Raw genomic sequence first — 20,554 nt, forward strand, 5'->3', positions numbered from 1 at the left:
CCTATTCCCCCTTCGGTCCATCCAGGAAAACCAGCGGATCGAAATCCTCGGGCAGATCGTCCAGCCACTCTTCGGTTCGCGCGGCTTCCTCGGATTCGTATGTTTCGGGCTTCCAGATCTGGAACGTATCGCCCGCGGCGATGAAGAATGCCTCATTCTCCAGCCCGATCTTGGCGCGCAGCTTGGCCGGCAGCACAAGGCGGCCGGTCTCGTCCACGGTGGTCGGAAAGGACTGCCCGTGAAAGAGGCGCTGCAGCATCTTGCGCTCCATCGAGCCGCGCGGCAGCGCGTCGATCTTGTCGTCGACCTCGCTGATGGCGTCGACGGTGTAGCATTCCAGGTAATTGCGGCGATGGTCGCCATAGACGATGATCAATTCGGGCGGCAGACCATCGGTCCAGTTCGGGTCGGACGCCTCGATCACACGGCGAAAAAGGGCCGGGATCGAGACCCTGCCCTTGCTGTCCACCTTGTGGTGGCTTTCACCTCTGAACCTGCGTGCCACTTATGCGGCCCCTTGCCCTGCCTCGTTTGGTCGAATTCGTGCCCTCAAACGAAAACGACGGATTGAGCTGCTGCCACTGCCCAATCCGCCGCCCTCGTCCCGCGTCTAGCGGGGTGTCCGACTGCGCGCGCCACCTGGGGGGATGTCTGCTCGCTCGCGCGCCGGATCTCTTTGTTGCGATGAAGGCGGATGCCTGTATGAAACCTGACTTTGGTTATTATTTCGGGATCGTTTGGTGTCCCTTTGTTTGTCGTCCCGTCCTCATCACGCTTATAGGGATGCCATGGGAATTCATGGCACGCAACTAAAAAATGATCCGTCCGACCACAGCATATAGTTATCCACAGGAGTACAAAACAAGATCATGTGACACGGATTTGTGAAGATACGCATAACCTAGCGTGAAGAACGCGTTCTCTCGCCATATTTAGTGGCATCAAAGATGACCCATATTTTTCCCATAATTTCCCGAAATAATATGGAGAGGGTGCGTTTCCCGCCATCTTCCCGACGTCTGGACGCGCCGAATCGCAGATTCGCCCACCGATTCGGCCAGCAACCCGGCGAAACCCACGCTTTTCGCGCTGCCGAGTCGCCTGGTGCAGCCTCCGGACAGGTCGCGGCGCGCACTTCATCCCATGATTTCCCATGGAGACCGCGCGCGGATTACATCCCGATATCGTTCGGCATGAAAATCAGGTCCGTCGGTCCCGGCCGCGCGCCTGCGGCGGTCAGCATCGCGTGAACCTGTCCGCGATGATGGGTCTGGTGGTTGAAAAAATGCTGCACGCACAGACCCATCGGCAGGACCTGCCCCAGCGCGCCCGAGTGCCATGACAGATCACCGGCCAGCCGCTCGGGCGCCACCCTCCCCGACCATTCCAGAATGCGCTGGTCGGCCTGCACCCGCGCCGATTTGTAACCGGCCCATGTCGACATCATATCCGCGCTGTCCTGAATCCCGCCACCGGGCGGCGCCCCGCCGTCAAACCGCGCCATCCATGTCAGGTCGGCCCATAGCAAATGGTTGAGCGTTCCCGCGATCGAGCCGAAGAACGCGGCCCGATCCTGCCTGCGCGCCGCATCGCTCAGCATATCGGCCGCCGCAACCTGCCCGGCGTTTTGCCACATATTGTAGCGCGCCATCAGCGCACATGACGAAGGAGAGACACTCATCAGAACAGCCTCCAAGGGATCGGCGGGCCGCCCACCTGCGAGCCGCTCTCTTGTTCATGCCAATGCGTTCGGCACGCCCCTGATACGCTGTTTTTCGGGCGGAACGCGCGCTCTATACACCTGCTGCGCTTTTCTTGGGACAAATACCCAAGGCCCGGCCCTATCCGCGCGGATCGTCCTGCGTGCGGGGCGCATCGGGGTCCGCCTGCCCAATGCCGAGAAAGACGAATTTCAGCGGCAACATCCAGGCGAACCCGACGAAGACATAGACCAGAAGCGTCGCCCATCCCGGCAGCGCGGGCAGGACCGCGATCAGGCTGACCGCGGCCACGACATAGGCCGGCAGCCCGATCAGAAGGATCACCAGCGACCAGCGCCGCCGCGCGGTATAGCTGAGGGGCATGGGCGTCTCCTTTGCTGCGGGGCTTGCCTGCGCGGCCCCGGCGTCAGTCGGCGAAGGGGTCCGTGACCAATATCGTGTCTTCGCGTTCCGGCGATGTGGACAATAGCGCGACGGGGCATTCGATCAACTCCTCGACGCGGCGCACGTATTTGATCGCGCCGGCAGGCAGGTCGGCCCAGCTGCGCGCGCCCTCGGTCGATTCGCTCCAGCCGGGCATCTCCTCGTAGATCGGCTTGCAGCGCCATTGCAGGTCAGAGGCGGTGGGCAGATATTCCAGCACCTCGCCGTCCAGCTCGTAGCCGGTGCAGATGCGCAAGGTCTCGAACCCGTCGAGCACGTCGAGTTTGGTCAGCGCGATGCCCTTGACGCCCGAGGTCGCGCAGGTCTGGCGCACCAGCGCCGCGTCGAACCAGCCACAGCGCCGCTGGCGCCCCGTCACGGTGCCAAACTCGCGCCCCCGCTCGCCCAGCCGCTGGCCGTTGTCGTCGTCCAGCTCGGTCGGGAACGGCCCCTCGCCCACGCGGGTGGTGTAGGCCTTGACGATGCCCAGCACATAGTTGATCGCGCCGGGGCCGAGGCCGACGCCGGTCGCGGCCTGCCCCGCGATCACGTTGGAGGACGTGACAAAGGGATAGGTGCCGAAATCGATGTCCAGCAACGCGCCTTGCGCGCCCTCGAAAAGGATCCGCTTGCCGGCCTTGCGCTTGTCGTTCAGCACCTTCCAGACGGGCGCCGCGTATTGCAGGATCTCGGGCGCGATATCGCGCAGCTGCTGAACCAGCGCGTCGCGGTCCACCGGCTCGATCCCCAGTCCCCGGCGCAGCGGATCGTGATGCTGCAGCGCGCGGTCCACCCGCGCCTCCAGCGTGGCCAGATCGCCGAGGTCGGCCACCCGGACGGACCGGCGGCCGACCTTGTCCTCGTAGGCGGGGCCGATGCCGCGCCCGGTGGTGCCGATCTTGGTGCCCTTGCTGGCGGCCTCTTCGCGGGCGCGGTCCAACTCGCCATGGATGGGCAGGATCAGCGGCGTGTTCTCGGCGATCATCAGCGTCTCGGGCGTGATCTCGACCCCCTGCTCGCGGATCTTGGCGATCTCGGCCACAAGGTGCCATGGATCCAGCACAACGCCGTTGCCGATCACCGACAGCTTGCCGCCGCGCACCACGCCCGAGGGCAGCGCGTTCAGCTTGTAGACCTCGCCATCCACAACCAGCGTATGACCGGCATTATGCCCGCCCTGAAAGCGCGCGATGACATCGGACCGCTCGCTGAGCCAATCGACGATCTTGCCTTTTCCCTCGTCGCCCCACTGGGCGCCCACGACGACGACGTTTGCCATGACGGACCTCATATCATTCCGGTAAAACCCGCGCCCTTGTAGCGATGCCGGGCGGGGGGCGAAACCTCTAAAGCAGCGCGCCCGATTCATCGCCGCCCGATTTGGCGCAAATTGCCCGTGCCCGTCCGGCAACGCCCCGCCGCGCCCGCGCATGCCGGGTTGCGGGGCGCGGCGAAATTCCATAGATAGCCCCCAACAGGTCATCAGACTTCCCCTACCCGGCAGGCCGCTCAATGGAAAACGTCGTTCTCATCATCCACCTTCTTCTGGCACTGTCGCTGATCGGCGCGGTGCTGCTGCAACGCTCCGAAGGCGGCGGGCTTGGCATGGGCGGCGGCGGAGGTGGCGGCGGCCGCGTCGCGGGCCGCTCGGCGGGCACGGCCATGGGCAAGCTGACATGGCTGCTGGCCGCTGCCTTCATCTGCACCTCGATGGCGCTGACCATCATCGCGGCCAGCAATTCGGCAGGCGGATCGGTTCTGGACCGGCTGGTCGACGCGCCCGCCCGCACCGAGGCCCCGGACGAGACGGACGCCGCCAGCGGCACCCTGCAGGCCCCCGGCGAGGACGACGCCGACGCCCCCCTGCTGCCCACGGCCGAGTAATCCATTTCATGATCCGGGCCGCCCTTGTGCGGCCCTTTTTTGAAAGCCCGCGGCGCTGTTGCGCGCGCCGCCCGAATCCTCTATGGCTCAAGTCCCGTGATGCTGCGGTTTCTTGATGCCGCAAACGCACAGAATCAGGCCCGTTTTCGAGGCCCATCATCACGGGGGACCGCCTGCCAATGGCTCGTTATATCTTTATCACCGGCGGCGTCGTCTCCTCCCTCGGCAAGGGGCTTGCCTCGGCGGCGCTCGGCGCGCTTTTGCAGGCGCGCGGCTTTTCGGTGCGGCTGCGCAAGCTGGATCCCTACCTCAACGTCGATCCCGGCACGATGTCCCCGTTCGAGCATGGCGAGGTCTTCGTCACCGATGACGGCGCCGAAACCGATCTGGACCTTGGCCATTACGAGCGCTTCACGGGCGTTCCGGCCCGCATGACCGACAGCGTCAGTTCGGGGCGCATCTATTCCAACGTGCTGGAGAAGGAACGCCGCGGCGATTACCTTGGCAAGACGATACAGGTGGTTCCGCACGTCACCAACGAGATCAAGGAGTTCCTCGCCGTCGGCGCCGATGAGGTCGACTTCATGCTGTGCGAGATCGGCGGCACGGTGGGCGACATCGAAGGGCTGCCGTTTTTCGAGGCGATCCGCCAGTTCAGCCATGACCAGCCGCGCGGGCAGTGCATCTTCATGCATCTGACCTTGCTGCCCTATCTGGCCGCCTCGGGCGAGCTGAAGACCAAGCCCACCCAGCACAGCGTCAAGGAGCTTCAGTCGATCGGCATCGCGCCTGACATCCTTGTCTGCCGGTCCGAGCATCCGATCCCCGAAAAGGAGCGCGAGAAGATCGCCCTTTTCTGCAACGTGCGCAAGGAAGCGGTCGTTGCCGCCTATGATCTGAAATCCATCTACGAGGCGCCGCTGGCCTATCACCACGAGGGGCTGGATCAGGCGGTGCTGGACGCGTTCCAGATCTCGCCCGCGCCGCGCCCCGACCTTGCGGTCTGGCAAGACGTGGCCGACCGGATCCACAACACCGACGGCGAGGTGAACGTCGCCATCGTCGGCAAATACGTGCAGCTTGAGGATGCCTATAAATCCATCAAGGAGGCGCTGACCCATGGCGGCATGGCCAACCGCGTCAAGGTGAATGTCCAGTGGGTGGATGCGGAGGTTTTCGACACCGAAGACCCCGCGCGCCACCTTGAAGGGTTTCATGCCATCCTCGTGCCCGGCGGCTTTGGCGAGCGCGGCACCGAGGGCAAGATCAAGGCCGCGCAGTTCGCCCGCGAACGCAAGATCCCCTACATGGGCATCTGCCTGGGCATGCAACTGGCCGTGATCGAGGCCGCGCGCAACGTCGCGGGCATCGCCACCGCCGGATCGGAGGAATTCGATCATGAGGCGGACGTGCGCCGGTTCGAGCCGGTGGTCTATCACCTCAAGGAATGGGTGCAGGGCAACGAGAAGGTCAAGCGCAAGGTGACGGACGACAAGGGCGGCACGATGCGCCTTGGCGCCTATGACGCCGTCCTCGCCGAGGGCAGCCGCGTCGCCGAGATCTATGGCACCACCGCCATCGAGGAGCGTCACCGGCACCGTTATGAGGTAGACACCAAGTACCGCGAAAAGCTGGAGGAGCACGGGCTGCGCTTTTCGGGCATGTCGCCCGACGGTCGCCTGCCCGAGATCGTGGAATGGGCCGATCATCCGTGGTTCATCGGGGTGCAGTTCCACCCCGAGCTGAAATCCAAGCCTTTCGCGCCTCACCCGCTTTTTGACGATTTCGTGCGCGCTGCGGTCGAGACATCGCGCCTCGTCTGAGACGATGCGCATGGGCAGGGTGGCGGATATGCCAACAGGATGAAGCAGGGCGCCCGGCCCCGCATTCACCCTGTCCGTGACTATGCCGGGCGCGGGATCAGCGCTTGCGCAGATAGGCCCAGGAGACATAGCCGTTCAGCGCGGGCCCGTCCTTCATCGCCGCCTCGCACCAGCGGGTGCCGCCGGTCCGCTCGCATCCGTTCAGGCGCAGGACGGTGCCGTTCGGCAGCCCGGCAATGACGTCAAAGCCGGTGCCGGGCCCCGCGCGCAGCTTCAGCATGTCACCCTCCTCGACGCCAAAGACCTCGTAATAGCCCATGGGGCCGCCCATCGGCGCGCAGGCCGATAGCGCGAAAGGCAGTATGGCAAGGGCGGCGAAAATGGCTTTGTGCATGGCTGTCTCTCTTCTTCTGCTTTTGTTTTCCGGCCCGTGGCAGGCCGATGCGTGCGGCGTCAACCGGCCATCAACGCCTCGGCGGCGGCGCGGGCGGCAGGCGTGATCGTGTCGCCCGACAGCATGCGCGCGATCTCGTCCACGCGGTCCGGCGCGCCGAGCGGCGTCACCGTCGACAGGGTCATGCCATCTTCCACCCGCTTTTCCACGCGCCAGTGATGCGCCGCCAACGCGGCCACCTGCGGGCTGTGCGTGACCACCAGAACCTGGCCGCCCCTTGCAAGATCCGCAAGGCGCCGCCCCACCGCGTCCGCGGTGGCGCCACCGACGCCGCGGTCGATCTCGTCAAAGATCATGGTCAGTCCCGGCTGCGCGCCCGTCAGGCAGACCTTGAGCGCCAGCAAGAAGCGGCTGAGCTCGCCGCCCGAGGCGATCTTGGCCAGTGGCCCGGAGGGCGCGCCGGGGTTGGTGGCAACGCGAAAGGCGACCTCGTCGATGCCGTCGGGGCCGGGGGCCGTTTCGGTCATGGTCGTTTCGAACACAGCGCGCTCCATCTTGAGCGGGGCAAGCTCGGCCATGACGGCCGCGTCAAGGCGCCCGGCCGCTTCTGCGCGGGCGGCGCCGAGGGCGGCGGCGGCATCGTCATAGGCTTTGCCCGCGCGCTTCAGCTCGCCGCGCAACGCTTCGATCTGGGCATCGCCGGCATCGAGCGCGGCAAGGCGGCGCTCCAGATTCGTGGCGAAATCCCCTAGCTCATCGGGGCCGACGCCGTGTTTGCGCGCCAATGCGCGGATCGCGAACAGCCGCTCTTCGGTGTCCTCCAGCTCTGCGGGGTTGAAGGCCAGCGCCTCGACACATTCGTCGACGCCGCGCGCGGCCTCGTCCAGCTCGACCAGAGCGCGCCCCAGCGCGGCAATCGGCGCGTCCAGCTGCCCCTTGACCTGCGCGGCCGCATCCTCCAGCCAGCGCAGCGCGTCGCCGGCCGCGCCCTCGGCGCCCTGCCCGCCCAGCGCCTCGGCGGCCTTGGCGATATCGCTGCGCACGCGCTCGGCGGCCTGCATCAGGCGGCGGCGGGCGTCCAGCTCGGCATCCTCGCCGGGCTCGGGCGCCAGCGCGCGCATTTCACCCACCGCATGGCGCAGGAATTCCTCCTCGCTGCGGATCGCCTCCAGCGCCGTTTCGGCGGATGCCAGCGCCTTGGCCGCCGCCTGACGGGCGCCCCAGGCCGCGCGCACATCGGCGCGCAGCGCGCCCAACTGGCCGTATTCATCCAGCAGCGCGCGGTGACCGCGCGCGTTCAGAAGGCCCCGGTCATCGTGCTGGCCGTGCAGCTCCACAAGCGTATCGCTGAGGCTGCGCAATACCTCGCCCGAGCAGCGCCGGTCATTGATCCACGCCGTCTTGCGCCCGTCCGCCGTATTGATGCGGCGCAGGATCAGCTCGTCCGAGGCTGGGATCCCGGCCTCCGCCAGCACGGCATGGGCCGCGTGACCCGCTGGCAGATCGAACACCGCCGTCACCTCGCCCTGATCGGCGCCGCTGCGCACCAGCTCGGCGCGCCCGCGCCAGCCCAGCACGAAACCCAGACTGTCCAGAAGGATGGATTTGCCGGCACCCGTCTCGCCGGTCAGGGCATTGAGGCCGGGCTGGAACGTCAGATCCAGCCGGTCAATGATCAGCATGTCGCGTATATCAAGACTGCGCAGCATTTCCGGGCCCCGTTGCACAGGCGGGCATCTGCCCGCCTCTTCCAGTTACAACCACTGGCCCTTGATCATCTGGCGATAGACCTGCGCCAGCCAGTTGTCGCCGCGCGCTTCCATCTTGAGGCCGCGGCTCGTCAGCAGGCGATAGCTGTCCTGATACCATGGCGTTGAACGGAAGTTGTGACCCAGGATCGCGCCGGCGGTCTGCGCCTCGTCCGTGAGGCCCAGCGACAGATACGCCTCGACCAGACGGTGCAATGCCTCGGCGGTGTGCGACGTGGTCTGGAAATCCTCCACCACCACGCGGAAGCGGTTGATCGACGCGGTGAAGTGATCCCGCTTCAGGTAAAAGCGGCCCACCTCCATCTCCTTGGCCGCCAGATGGTCGAAGGCCAGATCGAATTTCAACATCGCCGAGCGCGCATATTCGCTGTCGGGATAGATCTCGATCACCTTGCGCAGCGCTTGCAGGGCCTGGAATGTCAGCCCCTGATCGCGCCCGACCTCGTCGATCTGGTCATAATAGCTGAGCGCCAGAAGATACTGCGCATAGGCGGCATCCTCGTCCGTCGGGTAAAAGTCGATATAGCGCTGCGCGGCGCTGCGGCTTTCCTCGTAGCTCTCGTCGAGATGATACGAGAACGCCTGCATGATGACCGCGCGTTTGGTCAGGTCCGAATAGGGATAAAGCCGCTCGACCTCGGAAAAGCTCTGGGCGGCGAGGGCCGGCTTGTTGGCGGCCAGATCGTATTCGCCGCGCTCAAAGATTTGCTGGGCGGTGAACTGCTCATAGTCCACATCGCCGCGCTCCACCTTGCCGGTGATGCCGCCACAAGACGCAAGCGCAGCTGTCAAAAGAAGCGCGCCGGTCAGGTTCGCCGCCTGTTTTGCCGCCAGTTTTGCGCGCCGTGTTGCGCCCTGTCTGCCAAACATCATGCCTGCTCTGCCCTTATTCCCCGTTGATCGGGTTGTAGCCCAATCATCGGGCCTGTGCCAGCACAGAAATCCGGCGCCGCCCAAGGGGTTGGCGTATTCCTGCGGGGGCGGCACTCACGCCCCGGCCGCACGGTTTTCGTCTCCGCCGCGATCACGCGACCTGCGGCACTTCGCCCCAATGCACGCCCGCACCGGGCAAACGCGCCGCGAGGGCCGCATCGCAGGTCACCCATTCGACACAGCCGGGCCGGTCGAACAGCGCATGAAGCAGATCATTGGTCAGCGCATGCCCTGCCAGATGCCCTTGATAATGCGCCAAAAGCGGCGCACCGGCCAGTGCCAGATCGCCGAGCGCATCCAGCATCTTGTGGCGCACGGCCTCGTCGCGGTGGCGCAGGCCGCCGGGGCTGAGCACGTTGGCACCATCGACCACGACCGCGTTTTCCAGCGTGCCGCCCAGCGCAAGGCCGCTGGCATGCATCGCGTCCACATCCGCCTTGCGGCAGAATGTGCGGCTGTTGGCCAATTCGCGGACGAAGCTGCCATTGGCCATGTTCAGCGTCTTTTTCTGCACGCCGATCGCGGCATCATCGAAGGCGATGTCGAATTCGATCGTCAGCGTATCGTGCGGCGTCAGCCGCGCCCATGCCTCGCCGCGGCGCACCGCAACCTCGCGCAGGACGCGCAGCGCACGGACGGGGCGGCTCTGGCGACGCATGCCGCAGCGCAGGATGCCTTCGACGAACTCGGCCGAGCTGCCATCGAGGATCGGGACCTCGGGGCCGTCGACCGTGACCAGCGCGTTATGAATGCCGCAGCCCATGAGGGCGGCCATCACATGCTCGACCGTCGAGATCTGCACGCCGTGGGCATTCTCAAGCCGCGTGCACAGCGGCGTCTGGTTCACGTTTGTCCACAGCGCCGGAATATCGCCGGTTCCGGCCGCACAATCCACGCGGCGAAAGACGATGCCGTGATCCACGGGCGCCGGACGGATCACCAGACGCGCGGCGCTGCCCGAATGCAGGCCGACACCGTCGAACGTGATGGGTCTGATAACCGTGGTTTGCACAATGCCCTCGTGAAGTCGGTTTTCATGGGTTCGCGGACGGGTGCCGCGAATTGGTTAAACAGGATTTAAGGCCTGTGCGCCGTGCGCTCAACTCAATCTTTGCAACGGATTGAAACATGGCGCGCAGCCAAGCGGCAATATCCCGCCGAATTCGAAATAACCGCTTATAATCAGTCGGTTCCGCCGCGATCTTTACACGCCCGTTCACGAAAAAAGGCCGCCTTTGAGGCGGCCTTTCATCACTGTATTGCATACATTGTTACCTACGCCGCCAGCGCGGCGCGGATCAGTTGGCCTGACGTCGCAGGAAGGCCGGGATTTCGATCTGCTCGTCGCGCTCTTCGTCAGGCTCGACCGGCGCGGGCTGATGGGCCTGGACGCTGGGCTGCTGGCGGGGCTGGCGCGGCGCTTCGGCTTCCTGACCGTGGCCGGTCATCCGGTTGAGCAAGGAATTGATGCCAAAGCGCGGACGCTCGGCAGGCTGCTCGGCCGTGCGTGCCTGCTGTTGTGCCTGGCGCACCTGCGGGGTCTGCGCGCCCTCGGGCCGGCGCGAGGCCGCGTTGCCGACAGCGGTCTGCAGACGCGCAAGCGTTTCGGGCGAGGGCGTGCCGGGCGCCGGGGCGCGCGGTGCGACATAGGCCTGAAGCTCTTCCTCGTATTCTTCCTCGGCGGCCGTGGGGCGCGGGGCGTAGGCGGGGGGCGGCACGTCATTGTCGCTGCGCGCGGCGGGGCGGCCCTGCTCGGCGCGGCGCTCTTCGCGCGGCTCGAAAATGTCCTCCATCTGCTCCTCGGCGGCGGCGCGCTCGTCATCCATGGACGAGAACAGCGACGGCTCGGGCGCCTCTTCGCGGCGGGCGGCAGGCTGCTGCGGCTCGGGCTGGCGCGCGGGCTGCGATTGCGGCTGCGATGCGGCGACTGCGGGACGCGGCGCTTCCTCCTGCGGCGCGGGCTGCTCGCTCGACACATTCTGGCGCAGCGGCTCGGCCAGCGAGCGGCGCGGCACCGGCACTTCGGTCGTGGCCGGGGCGGCGTCGATGCCGGTGGCGACAACGCTGACGCGCATCATGCCTTCCATCGCGGGATCCATGGTCGAGCCGACGATAATGTTCGCCTCGGCGTCCACTTCCTCGCGGATGCGGTTCGCGGCCTCGTCCAGCTCGAACAGGGTCAGATCGGTGCCGCCGGTGATGTTGATCAGCACGCCCTTGGCGCCCTTGAGGCTGATTTCGTCCAGCAGCGGGTTGGCGATGGCCTTTTCGGCGGCCTGGATCGCGCGATCCTCGCCCTCGGCCTCGCCGGTGCCCATCATTGCCTTGCCCATCTCGTCCATCACCGCGCGCACGTCGGCAAAGTCGAGGTTGATCAGGCCGGGGCGCACCATCAGATCGGTCACGCCCTTGACGCCCTGATAGAGAACGTCGTCGGCCATGCTGAAGGCTTCGGTAAACGTGGTCTTCTCATTCGCCAGGCGGAACAGGTTCTGGTTAGGAATGATGATCAGCGTATCGACGACCTTTTGCAGCGCCTCGACGCCGTCCTCGGCCTGCTTCATCCGCTTGCCGCCCTCGAACTGGAAGGGCTTGGTCACGACGCCGACGGTCAGAACGCCCAGCTCGCGCGCGGCCTGCGCGATGATCGGCGCGGCGCCGGTTCCGGTGCCGCCCCCCATGCCGGCAGTGATGAAGCACATATGCGCGCCGGCCAGATGATCGACGATCTGTTCGATCGACTCCTCGGCGGCGGCGGCGCCGACCGAGGCACGGGCGCCCGCACCCAGCCCTTCGGTCACTTTCACGCCCAGCTGAATGCGATTTTCGGAATTCGACTGCTGCAGCGCCTGCGCGTCGGTATTCGCAACGACGAACTCGACCCCATCCAGCTGCTTTTCGATCATGTTGTTGACCGCGTTACCGCCGGCGCCGCCAACACCGAAAACGGTGATCCGGGGCTTGAGGTCTTCGCGTCCGGGCATGGTGAGGTTCAATGTCATTGCTCTGTCCGCCTGTGCTTGCGCCCACATTCGCGGGCCATTTTTCTGCCTTAATTCGCATTATTACCGAGATATGCCCGGATCGTCACCTAAAAAACACAAGTTCAACACAAAATATAGACCCTTTTTGACAGGTTTTCGCGGGATTTCGCCGACGACACCCTATTTAGCGGCTACCAGTTGTCCTTGAACCATTTCACTGCCCGCTTCAGCGACCGTGCCGGATAGCGATCCACCGGCAATTCGAAGTCCCACCATTCGTCCTGAGGGTTCGCCGCAAAGAGGCACATGCCCACCGCGCTGGCAAACCCGGCGCCCGTGGCCGCCTGCGGCAGACCATGCACGCGCAGAGGCCGGCCAAGGCGCACCTGCTGGCCCAGGATGCGCGTCGCAAGGCCGTCAAGGCCGGGGATCTGGCTGCCGCCGCCGGTCAGAACGATCTGCTGGCTGGGCAGGCAGTCAAAGCCGGCGGCATCGAGCCGCGCGCGCACCTCCTCGAGGATTTCCTCGACGCGGGGGCGCATGATGCCGATCAGCTCGGCCCGGCTGACGCTGCGGCGGTCATGGCCCCAGTCGCCGGTATCGCTGTTGATCTCGATCATCTCGCGGTCGTCCATCCCGGTGGCGACGACGCCGCCATAGAATGTCTTGATCCGCTCCGCCGTGGCGGTGGGCACCTGCAGGCCCATGGAGATGTCCGATGTCACATGCTCGCCGCCCATGCGGACGCTGTCGCAATAGATCATGTGCTTCTTGATGAAGATCGAGATGCCGGCGCTGCCGCCGCCCAGATCGATGCAGGCCGCGCCCAGTTCCTGCTCGTCCTCGACCAGCGACGAGATGCCCGCCACATAGGCCGAGCTGGCGATGCCGGCCAGTTCCAGATCGCAGCGCTTGACGCAATGGGCCAGGTTCTGGATCGGCGCGCTGTCGACGGTCAGCATGTGCAGATCGGTGCTGAGCGCGTTGCCCATCTGCCCGCGCGGATCGATCAGCCCCGAGCGGTGATCCAGCGCAAAGTTGACGGGCTGCGCGTGCAGCACCTCGCGCCCGTCGCCGAAATCGGGCACTTCGCAGGCCGAGAGGACGCGGCTGACATCCTGCTCGGACACCATATGCCCTTCAAGCTCGACCTGCCCGGCCAGCCCGTAGCTGCGCGGCCCGGCGCCCGAGAAACAGGCGATGACGTGATCGACGCGCATGTTGGCCATCTTCTGCGCGGCCTGAACGGAGGTGCGGATGGCGCGCTCGGTCTCGCCCATCGCCTCGATCTCGCCAAAGCGCACGCCGCGCGACCGGGTGGTCGCGGCGCCGATCACGCGGAACCCCGCCTGCCCGGCCATCGCGCCGATGCCGCCCTCGCCCTCGCGCCGCTCGGTGCCGTCGAAACGCAGCACGAGGCACGCGATCTTGGACGTGCCGACATCCAGAACAGCCACCACACCCCGCTGCATGGCCGCGCGGCGCATGTTGCGCATTGCGCGCTGCGATTCATAAAGTTCGATCATTCTGCACTTGCCCCTGCACTCAAGTTCCGCACGCGCCACCATTGCTGGCTGGCGGGTTCATTCATTCTCAGCGTCGGCCGGTCGGCCAGCCGCATGTCCACGGCCGCGATATCGCGCTCCAGCATGTTCTGCGCCTCGTTCAGCACGATCACGCGCTCCAGCGCGCGCACCGGATCGTCCTCGGGCAGCATGATGCGCTGGCCGCGATCCAGAACCACGTCCCAGCGCCGCGCGCCCATCCGCACCAGCCCCCGCAGGCGCGGCCCGAGCGGGCCGGCAGCCGCGCGGATCGCCAGCGCCTCGGGCACCGCGTCCTGCGCGCCGTCCCCGGTCAGAACCGGCAGGCGCGCGCGCTCGGCGCGGTGCGCCACCACGTCCAGCGCGACGCCCTCGGCGTCGATCACGATCAGCCCCTTGGGCACGCGCATCAGCGCCGCGGGCTGGCGTTCGTGCACGCGCACCTCCAGCACGCCGCCCTGGCGCACGCGGACGGCGGCGCTGGCGACGGCGGGAATATCCTCGACCGCGGCGCGCACCGCCTCCAGATCCATATCGAAGGAGCTGAGCGGCAAGGAATAGCTGAAGCCCTCGCGCACATCGGCGGCGGTGCGGGGGCTGGCGCCCTCGACCGACAGCAGCTTGACCATGAATTCGGGGCGCGTCTGGATCTGCTCGCGGATGTCGATATAGGCCTGCACCATGCGCTGCTGCACCGCCGGATCGGACAGGTACCAGCTGGCCACGCCGAAGGTCAGGCAGAACGGCACGCCAAAGCGCAACAGCCGCCGATACATCGGCGTCAGCAGCACCCGCTGCATCCGGTAGGACCAGCGCGACGGCGCCGGATCGTTCTTGGTGCCTACCTGCCCCATGATGCATCCTCCACCATCCAGCGGCACAGCGCGCCAAAGCTCATCCCGGTCGCGCGCGCCTGTTCGGGGCTGAGCGAGGTGGGCGTCATCCCCGGCTGCGTATTCGTCTCCAGCAGGATCAGACCGGCCTGCCCCTGCGCCTCGTCCCAGCGGAAATCGGTGCGGCTGACGCCGCGGCAGCCCAGCGCGACATGGGCGCGCAGGGCGTAATCCATGCACAGATCGAAAATGTCCTGCGGTATGTCGGCGGGCACCACATGGCGCGAGCCGCCGACCTCGTATTTCGCGGAATAGTCGTACCAGCCCTCGGTGATGATGTCAGTGACGGTCAGCGCCCGGTCCCCGACGACCGTCACGGTCAACTCGCGGCCGGGCGCGTAGGCTTCGACCATCACGCGGTCGGGCATGTCATCGCCCAGCTGCGCCGGGCCGTTCGCGGCCTCCTGCACGATATAGACGCCGACGGAGGAGCCCTCGTTGTAGGGTTTGACCACATAGGGGGGCTGCATCGGGTGGGCGGCGCAAACATCGGCCTTGCGCGCAAGGATGCTGGGCACCACCGGCAGCCCGGCGGCGCGGTAGACCGATTTCGTGGCCTCCTTGTCCATCGCCAGTGCCGAGGACAGGACGCCCGAATGAGTATAGGGGAGGCGCAGCCATTCCAGCATGCCCTGAACGCAGCCATCCTCGCCCCAGCGCCCGTGCAGGGCGTTGAAGACGACGTCAGGTGCAATATCCGACAATTGATGCGCAAGGTCCGGGCCTGCATCGACCTTGACCACGTTGTAGCCTTCATCCCTCAGCGCGGCGGCGCATTCGCGCCCCGAAGACAGCGACACGTCGCGCTCTGCCGACGGGCCGCCCATTATCACCGCAACCTTGGGGTTTGTCCTGCTCGAACGAACCACCGATCTGCCTCAATGTCCCGGACCGTTTTCGGTCCTGTTTTTATTGGTCTTTCAAAGTGTCCTGTACGGGGTCATTCCCCGCCGGGGCCGGTTCGCCGACCCTCATGATTTCCCACTCTAACTGTATTGCGCTGGTTTGAAAAACCTTTTTTCGCACCTCTTCGCCCAGTCCCTCCAGATCGGCGGCCGTGGCGCTCCCGGTATTGACCAGAAAGTTGGAATGTTTCGGGCTCATCTGCGCGCCGCCGCGCCGCGCGCCGCGCATTCCGGCGTCGTCGATCACCTTCCACGCCTTCAACTCGTGCGTGTCATCGGCGCGCCCCGTGCTGGAGAACCCGGCAGGGTTGCGAAAGGTGCTGCCGGCGGTGCGCTCCTTGGTGGGCTGCGTCTCGTCCCGCTTTTGCAGTTGCGCCTCCATCCGCGCGGCCAGCGCGGCGGGATCGCCCTCGGGCCCTTGCAGCACCGCCGAGGTCAGCACCCAGCCATCCGGCAGATCCGTCTGGCGGTAATGGAAATTCAGATCGCCCGCGTCCAGCGTCACCACCTCGCCCGCCCGCGTCACCGCGCGGGCCGAGACGAACGCATCGGCGGTATAGGTGCCATAGCAGCCCGCGTTCATGCGCACGGCGCCGCCGATGGCGCCCGGAATGGTGCGCAGGAAGGTCAGATCGATGCCCGCCTCTGCCGCGCGCCGCGCCACATGCGCATCCAGCGCGGCGGCGCCTGCGGTGACGCGGCCTCCCGCCACCTCGATGCCGTTGAAGCCGCGCCCAAGGCGGATCACCACCGCGCGCAAGCCACCATCCCGCACGATCAGGTTGCTGCCGACGCCCATCGGAAACACCCTTACCTGCGGGTCCAGCGCGGCAAGGAACTGCGCCAGATCCGCCTCGTCCGCGGGCTGAAACAGCCAGTCGGCAGGCCCGCCCACGCGCAGCCATGTCAGGTCCGCAAGCGGCCTCTGCGGCGTCAGCTTGCCGCGCACGGCGGGCATGGGCGCGCTCATGGCCCCCGCCTGCGATTGCGGATCGCGCCGATGAGCAGACCCAGCAACCCGCCCATCAGCCACAGCGGCAGGATGAGCCCGGTCAGGATGGCCGCGTTCGGCGCGACGTTCAGCATGTAGCCGCTCCAGCCCAGCACCACGACGAGCGTGGCACACAGCAGCCAGCCACGTGCCGCGCCCCGCAGCGTGCGACGCGCGACAATGCCATAGAACACGGCCGTGCCGACGCAGAACGCCGCCGCCATGAAGGCAAAAAGAAGGGTCAGACCGGACATCGCGCGCCGCTCAATCCTCGGTCAGGCCATCGGGCGCGCCGCGCAGCCAGCGCCACAGGTAGACCACCGGCCAGCGCAACATCGATGCCGCCGCAACGAGGCAGAAAAGCCCGATCCAGGGACCGTTCTGCCACGTGACATAGCCGAGGATGGGAATGCCCACCGCGATCAGCGCATAGGCCGCGCGCCAGTGATTGTCGCGGCTGGGCGTCATCGCCAGCAGGTTGGCGGCCAGTGCCCAGAGACAGGCGAGGATGAGGGATGTCGGCATGGGCTATCCTTCCTGCAGTTGCGGTGTCTTCAGCGCCTCCGGCAGCCGGTTCGCCCAGCCGCTGATCGTGCCGGCGCCAAGGCAAACCACCATGTCGCCCGGACGGGCGTGGGCGCGCACCAGATCGGCCAGCCCCTCCTCGCCGTCGATGGCGTGCGCGTCGCGGTGCCCCCGGTCGATCAGCCCGGCGACCAGATCATCGCGGCTGGCGCCCTCGATCGGGTCCTCGCCCGCGGCATAGACCGGGGCGATGGCCACGACGTCGGCCTCGTTGAAGCAGGCGCAGAATTCCTCGAAATGGTGATGCAGGCGGGTATAGCGATGCGGCTGATGCACGGCGATCACGCGCCCCTCGGTTGCGTGGCGCGCGGCCTTCAGCACGGCGGAAATCTCGGTCGGGTGGTGGCCGTAATCGTCGATGATGGTCATGCCGTCCACCTCGCCCACACGGGTAAAGCGGCGGTTGACGCCCCGGAAGCTGGCCAGCGCCTCGCGGATCTCGCCGGTCTTCATGCCAAGATGAAGCGCGACGGCGACCGCGCTCAGCGCATTGCTGACATTGTGATCGCCGGGCATGGGCAGCGTGCAGCCCTCGATCATCCTGCCCTCGGCCTGCAGCTCGATGTCGAAATGCGCGACGCCTTGCGCATAGCGCAGGTTGACCGCCCGCACATCGGCCTGCGCGTTGAAGCCATAGGTGACAACGCGCCGGTCGGTGATCTTGGCCAGCAGCGTCTGCACATCGGCATCGTCGGTGCAGCAGATCGCCAGCCCGTAGAAGGGAATGTTGCTGACGAAATCCTCGAACCCCTTGTGCAGCGCTGCAACGGTGCCCCAATGCTCCATATGCTCGGGGTCGATATTGGTGACGATGGCGATGGTCGCGGGCAGGCGGTTGAAGGTGCCGTCGCTCTCGTCGGCCTCCACCACCATCCATTCGCCGCCGCCGACGCGCGCGTTGCTGCCATAAGCGTGGATGATGCCGCCATTGACGACCGTGGGATCGAACTTGCCATGATCGAGAAGCGCCGCGACCATCGTCGTCGTCGTCGTCTTGCCATGCGTGCCGGCGACGGCGATGTTGGACTTCAGGCGCATCAGCTCGGCCAGCATCTCGGCGCGGCGCACCACCGGCAGGCCGCGGCGGCGTGCCTCGTCCAGTTCGGGGTTGCCGGGCTTGATCGCGGAGGAGATCACCACGACCTCGGCCGCCTCAAGATTGTCCGCCCGCTGGCCCTCGAAGATCAGCGCGCCCTTTTCCTCCAGCCGGTCGGTCAGCGGCGAGCGCTTCAGATCCGAGCCCTGAACGACATAACCATGGTTCAGCAAAACCTCCGCGATGCCCGACATGCCGATGCCGCCGATCCCGACAAAATGGATGGGTCCGACATCGCCGGGCAGTTTGGTGGCCGCTGAATTCATCTATGTCGTTCCTTTGTGCTCGGATTTCTGCGCCAGCCACTCCACCATCTCGGCCAGCCGTTCGGCGGCGTCGGGGACCGCGCTGCGCAACGCGGCCTGCGACATCTGCGCGGCGCCCTTGGGATTGCCGATAATCGTCTCGATCTGCTCGGCCAGCGCCTCGTGGTTCAGGCGGCTTTCGGGCACGAGGATGGTCGCGCCCGCCACCTTGAGGGCCTGCGCATTGGAGGTCTGGTGATCGCCGGTCGCGGCGGCGTAGGGGATCACGATGGAAGGGCGTCCGATGACGGCGATATCGGCGACCGAGGACGCGCCGGCGCGGCTGATCACCAGCTGCGCCTCGCTCATCCGGCGCGGCACATCGGCAAAGAATTCCTCGACCTCGGCATCGATGCCCTGCTCGGCGTAATACTCGGCCACGCGCTGCAGATCCTCGCCGCGCGCCTGATGGGCCACGCGGATGTTGCGCAGCAGGTCCATCGGCAGGCTGGCAATCGCGGGCGGCACCACGTCGCTGAGGATGCGCGCGCCCTGGCTGCCGCCGATGACGAGGATCGACATCGGGTAATCGCCGGGCGGGATATAGCCCGCGCCCGCCCGCTCGCGCACCGCCGCGCGCACCGGATTGCCGATGTGATAGCCCTGAACGCCCTCGGGCAGGTCGGTGGGCCAGGTGCCGCAGGCGATGGCATCGACGCGCTTCGCAAAGAGGCGGTTGACCCGGCCCAGAACGCCGTTCTGTTCATGCACCATGCGCGGGCGCCGCAAGAGCCACGCGGCCGACAGCGCCGGAATGCTGGGATAGCCGCCAAAGCCGATCACGACATCGGGCTTCTCGCGCAGCATGCGCCATGTTGCGGCCACTGTGCCCGCGGCGATGCGCAGCGGCGCCATCGCCTTGGCCGCCGCGCCGCCCCGCGCAAAGGTCGCGCTGGAGATCTGGCGGATCTGCACCCCCTCGGGAAAGCCGCCAGTGTATCGCGCGCCGCGCGCATCGGTGCTCAGTTGCACGCGCCAGCCTTGCGCCAGCATCTGCTCGGCCAGGGCCTGCGCGGGGAACATATGCCCGCCGGTGCCGCCCGCGGCCATCAGCAAAAGGGGCGCGCGGCGGCTCATCTTGCCCTCCCGCGCAGGATATCGCCGATCTCGCCCTGCGGGCGCGAGCGGGTGAAGGCAAACAGCATCCCCACCGCGATTCCCCCCGCGATCAGAGACGAGCCGCCATAGCTGACAAAGGGCAGCGTCATGCCCTTGGCGGGCAGCAGGCGCACCGCGACGCCCATGTTGATCATCGCCTGCACGCCAAAGATGCAGGCCAGCCCCGTGCCGGCCAGCCGGATGAAGGGATCACGCTCGCGCATCAGCCGCATCAGCGAGCGCACGACAACGGTGGCGTAAAGCGCGATCACGATCAGCACCAGAACCAGCCCGTATTCCTCGGCCGCCACGGCGATGATGAAATCGGTATGCGCGTCAGGCAGCGACCACTTGACCGTCCCCTCGCCCACGCCGACACCGAAAAAACCGCCCTCCTGAATGGCGTTGGTGGCAAAGCCAAGCTGCGTCGTGGGGTCCACGTCCGGCGACAGGAACCCGTCGATGCGGCGCGCGAAATGCTGCGAATTGGAATAGGCGAAGGAGCCGCCCAGCACCACCAGCGCGGCCATCGCGGCCAGCAGCAGGATGGGCGCACCGGCGACGAAATACATCACGCCCCAGGCAAACATGATCAGCGCGGCCTGCCCGAAATCGGGCTGAAGCGCGAGGAACGCGACGATGATCATCGTCAGGATGAAGGACCAGCTGAGGCCCGGCGGCCCGCCGATCTCGCGGCTGGCGGCCATCATCCAGGCGGCGGCGACGACAAAGCCGGGCTTGAGAAATTCGCTGGGCTGCACCGAGGCAAAGCCAAGGCTGTACCAGCGCACCGCGCCCTTGCCGAAATCGGTGCCAAGGAATGGCAGCAGCATCAGCGCGACCAGCGCGATCAGGAACCCGATCACGGCGAGGCGCCGCACCAGCATCGGCCCCATCATCGATGTGGCGAACATGGCGATCATCGCCATCCCGCCAAAGAATGTTTGCCGCTGAACATAGTGGAAGGGTGCAAACCCGTTCTTCTCGGCCAGGGGCGGCGACGCCGCAAAGCCCAGAAGCAGCCCGATCCCGAAGAGGATCAGCACGCAAGAGATCGACCATTTGTCGATCGTCCGCCACCATTTGGGAAGGACCGGCTCGACATCCCGGATGGGAGCCGATCCATAGACCATTTCTGTCATTCTATCCGCCGATTTCCGCCTCGAACATCGCCCCTTTTCGGGGTCTATCCGCCCACTCTAGCAG

20 protein-coding genes are annotated in these 20,554 nt (G+C 66.3%); 2 read left to right on the top strand and 18 right to left on the bottom strand.

Annotated features, from left to right (window positions below; translation table 11 throughout):
* Position 1 precedes the first annotated feature (1 nt).
* From mraZ to DC366_RS03335, 4 genes are all read right to left on the bottom strand, one after another.
* Entirely contained in the window at positions 2 to 505 is a 504-nt protein-coding gene (mraZ, locus tag DC366_RS03320; RefSeq protein WP_108690708.1) for a division/cell wall cluster transcriptional repressor MraZ, read from the bottom strand.
* A gap of 666 nt (positions 506 to 1,171) precedes the next feature.
* Positions 1,172 to 1,681 carry a DinB family protein gene (locus DC366_RS03325; RefSeq protein WP_243405020.1) on the bottom strand — a complete coding sequence of 170 codons (510 nt, stop codon included), beginning with the start codon at positions 1,679 to 1,681 and terminating at the stop codon, positions 1,172 to 1,174.
* A gap of 160 nt (positions 1,682 to 1,841) precedes the next feature.
* Complete coding sequence (locus tag DC366_RS03330) at positions 1,842 to 2,084, bottom strand: DUF2842 domain-containing protein (protein ID WP_108690710.1); 243 nt, start codon at positions 2,082 to 2,084, stop codon at positions 1,842 to 1,844.
* Positions 2,085 to 2,127: 43 nt separating this feature from the next.
* Positions 2,128 to 3,423: an adenylosuccinate synthase gene (locus tag DC366_RS03335; protein ID WP_108690711.1), complete on the bottom strand. Its 1,296-nt coding sequence runs from the start codon at positions 3,421 to 3,423 to the stop codon at positions 2,128 to 2,130.
* Between the two features lie 233 nt (positions 3,424 to 3,656).
* Between DC366_RS03335 and secG the strand changes: the two genes are divergently transcribed.
* Both secG and pyrG read left to right on the top strand, forming a co-directional pair.
* Positions 3,657 to 4,028 carry a preprotein translocase subunit SecG gene (gene secG, locus DC366_RS03340; RefSeq protein ID WP_108690712.1) on the top strand — a complete coding sequence of 124 codons (372 nt, stop codon included), beginning with the start codon at positions 3,657 to 3,659 and terminating at the stop codon, positions 4,026 to 4,028.
* A 179-nt stretch (positions 4,029 to 4,207) separates the two neighbouring features.
* Positions 4,208 to 5,851, top strand: coding sequence for a CTP synthase (gene pyrG / locus DC366_RS03345; RefSeq protein ID WP_108690713.1), 1,644 nt, complete (start codon positions 4,208 to 4,210; stop codon positions 5,849 to 5,851).
* A gap of 97 nt (positions 5,852 to 5,948) precedes the next feature.
* Here the strand turns inward: pyrG and DC366_RS03350 are convergent, their stop codons facing one another.
* From DC366_RS03350 to ftsW, 14 genes are all read right to left on the bottom strand, one after another.
* Complete coding sequence (locus tag DC366_RS03350; RefSeq protein WP_108690714.1) at positions 5,949 to 6,245, bottom strand: SH3 domain-containing protein; 297 nt, start codon at positions 6,243 to 6,245, stop codon at positions 5,949 to 5,951.
* A 59-nt stretch (positions 6,246 to 6,304) separates the two neighbouring features.
* Positions 6,305 to 7,954, bottom strand: a complete 1,650-nt coding sequence (gene recN, locus DC366_RS03355) for a DNA repair protein RecN (RefSeq protein WP_108690715.1) — start codon at positions 7,952 to 7,954, stop codon at positions 6,305 to 6,307.
* A gap of 45 nt (positions 7,955 to 7,999) precedes the next feature.
* A complete protein-coding gene (locus DC366_RS03360; RefSeq protein ID WP_108690859.1) occupies positions 8,000 to 8,884 on the bottom strand; it encodes an outer membrane protein assembly factor BamD in 885 nt (294 codons plus the stop codon).
* Positions 8,885 to 9,038: 154 nt separating this feature from the next.
* Positions 9,039 to 9,959 (bottom strand): UDP-3-O-acyl-N-acetylglucosamine deacetylase, encoded by a 921-nt coding sequence (gene lpxC, locus DC366_RS03365; protein ID WP_108690716.1) that lies wholly within the window; start codon positions 9,957 to 9,959, stop codon positions 9,039 to 9,041.
* A 286-nt stretch (positions 9,960 to 10,245) separates the two neighbouring features.
* A complete protein-coding gene (ftsZ, locus tag DC366_RS03370; RefSeq protein ID WP_108690717.1) occupies positions 10,246 to 11,949 on the bottom strand; it encodes a cell division protein FtsZ in 1,704 nt (567 codons plus the stop codon).
* Between the two features lie 173 nt (positions 11,950 to 12,122).
* Positions 12,123 to 13,457, bottom strand: a complete 1,335-nt coding sequence (gene ftsA / locus DC366_RS03375; RefSeq protein ID WP_108690718.1) for a cell division protein FtsA — start codon at positions 13,455 to 13,457, stop codon at positions 12,123 to 12,125.
* Positions 13,454 to 14,329, bottom strand: coding sequence for a cell division protein FtsQ/DivIB (locus DC366_RS03380; RefSeq protein ID WP_108690719.1), 876 nt, complete (start codon positions 14,327 to 14,329; stop codon positions 13,454 to 13,456). The genes ftsA and DC366_RS03380 overlap by 4 nt, the downstream gene beginning before the upstream one ends.
* Positions 14,317 to 15,237: a D-alanine--D-alanine ligase gene (locus DC366_RS03385; protein ID WP_108690720.1), complete on the bottom strand. Its 921-nt coding sequence runs from the start codon at positions 15,235 to 15,237 to the stop codon at positions 14,317 to 14,319. The genes DC366_RS03380 and DC366_RS03385 overlap by 13 nt, the downstream gene beginning before the upstream one ends.
* A 40-nt stretch (positions 15,238 to 15,277) precedes the next feature.
* Positions 15,278 to 16,243: a UDP-N-acetylmuramate dehydrogenase gene (gene murB, locus DC366_RS03390; RefSeq protein WP_108690721.1), complete on the bottom strand. Its 966-nt coding sequence runs from the start codon at positions 16,241 to 16,243 to the stop codon at positions 15,278 to 15,280.
* Positions 16,240 to 16,518 carry a hypothetical protein gene (locus DC366_RS03395; RefSeq protein ID WP_108690722.1) on the bottom strand — a complete coding sequence of 93 codons (279 nt, stop codon included), beginning with the start codon at positions 16,516 to 16,518 and terminating at the stop codon, positions 16,240 to 16,242. Before DC366_RS03395 ends, murB begins: the two co-directional genes overlap by 4 nt.
* 10 nt (positions 16,519 to 16,528) lie before the next feature.
* Complete coding sequence (locus tag DC366_RS03400; protein WP_108690723.1) at positions 16,529 to 16,789, bottom strand: DUF2484 family protein; 261 nt, start codon at positions 16,787 to 16,789, stop codon at positions 16,529 to 16,531.
* A 3-nt stretch (positions 16,790 to 16,792) separates the two neighbouring features.
* Complete coding sequence (murC, locus tag DC366_RS03405; RefSeq protein WP_108690724.1) at positions 16,793 to 18,211, bottom strand: UDP-N-acetylmuramate--L-alanine ligase; 1,419 nt, start codon at positions 18,209 to 18,211, stop codon at positions 16,793 to 16,795.
* On the bottom strand, positions 18,212 to 19,327 hold the full coding sequence (murG, locus tag DC366_RS03410) for an undecaprenyldiphospho-muramoylpentapeptide beta-N-acetylglucosaminyltransferase (protein ID WP_108690725.1): 1,116 nt from the start codon (positions 19,325 to 19,327) through the stop codon (positions 18,212 to 18,214).
* On the bottom strand, positions 19,324 to 20,490 hold the full coding sequence (gene ftsW, locus DC366_RS03415) for a putative lipid II flippase FtsW (protein WP_108690726.1): 1,167 nt from the start codon (positions 20,488 to 20,490) through the stop codon (positions 19,324 to 19,326). The genes murG and ftsW overlap by 4 nt, the downstream gene beginning before the upstream one ends.
* Positions 20,491 to 20,554 lie beyond the last annotated feature (64 nt).

Origin of the sequence: Pelagivirga sediminicola (genome assembly GCF_003072125.1) — a bacterium.
Classification (GTDB): domain Bacteria; phylum Pseudomonadota; class Alphaproteobacteria; order Rhodobacterales; family Rhodobacteraceae; genus Roseovarius; species Roseovarius sediminicola.

Coding starts and splice junctions, on each gene's coding strand:
- DC366_RS03360 (WP_108690859.1), bottom strand. CDS start 8,884: ATGTTTGGCAGACAGGGCGCAACACGGCGCGCAAAACTGGCGGCAAAA.
- ftsA (WP_108690718.1), bottom strand. CDS start 13,457: ATGATCGAACTTTATGAATCGCAGCGCGCAATGCGCAACATGCGCCGC.
- secG (WP_108690712.1), top strand. CDS start 3,657: ATGGAAAACGTCGTTCTCATCATCCACCTTCTTCTGGCACTGTCGCTG.
- pyrG (WP_108690713.1), top strand. CDS start 4,208: ATGGCTCGTTATATCTTTATCACCGGCGGCGTCGTCTCCTCCCTCGGC.
- ftsZ (WP_108690717.1), bottom strand. CDS start 11,949: ATGACATTGAACCTCACCATGCCCGGACGCGAAGACCTCAAGCCCCGG.
- DC366_RS03400 (WP_108690723.1), bottom strand. CDS start 16,789: ATGCCGACATCCCTCATCCTCGCCTGTCTCTGGGCACTGGCCGCCAAC.
- DC366_RS03350 (WP_108690714.1), bottom strand. CDS start 6,245: ATGCACAAAGCCATTTTCGCCGCCCTTGCCATACTGCCTTTCGCGCTA.
- recN (WP_108690715.1), bottom strand. CDS start 7,954: ATGCTGCGCAGTCTTGATATACGCGACATGCTGATCATTGACCGGCTG.
- DC366_RS03325 (WP_243405020.1), bottom strand. CDS start 1,681: ATGAGTGTCTCTCCTTCGTCATGTGCGCTGATGGCGCGCTACAATATG.
- DC366_RS03395 (WP_108690722.1), bottom strand. CDS start 16,518: ATGTCCGGTCTGACCCTTCTTTTTGCCTTCATGGCGGCGGCGTTCTGC.
- DC366_RS03330 (WP_108690710.1), bottom strand. CDS start 2,084: ATGCCCCTCAGCTATACCGCGCGGCGGCGCTGGTCGCTGGTGATCCTT.
- DC366_RS03335 (WP_108690711.1), bottom strand. CDS start 3,423: ATGGCAAACGTCGTCGTCGTGGGCGCCCAGTGGGGCGACGAGGGAAAA.
- DC366_RS03380 (WP_108690719.1), bottom strand. CDS start 14,329: ATGGGGCAGGTAGGCACCAAGAACGATCCGGCGCCGTCGCGCTGGTCC.
- murG (WP_108690725.1), bottom strand. CDS start 19,327: ATGAGCCGCCGCGCGCCCCTTTTGCTGATGGCCGCGGGCGGCACCGGC.
- ftsW (WP_108690726.1), bottom strand. CDS start 20,490: ATGACAGAAATGGTCTATGGATCGGCTCCCATCCGGGATGTCGAGCCG.
- murC (WP_108690724.1), bottom strand. CDS start 18,211: ATGAATTCAGCGGCCACCAAACTGCCCGGCGATGTCGGACCCATCCAT.
- murB (WP_108690721.1), bottom strand. CDS start 16,243: ATGAGCGCGCCCATGCCCGCCGTGCGCGGCAAGCTGACGCCGCAGAGG.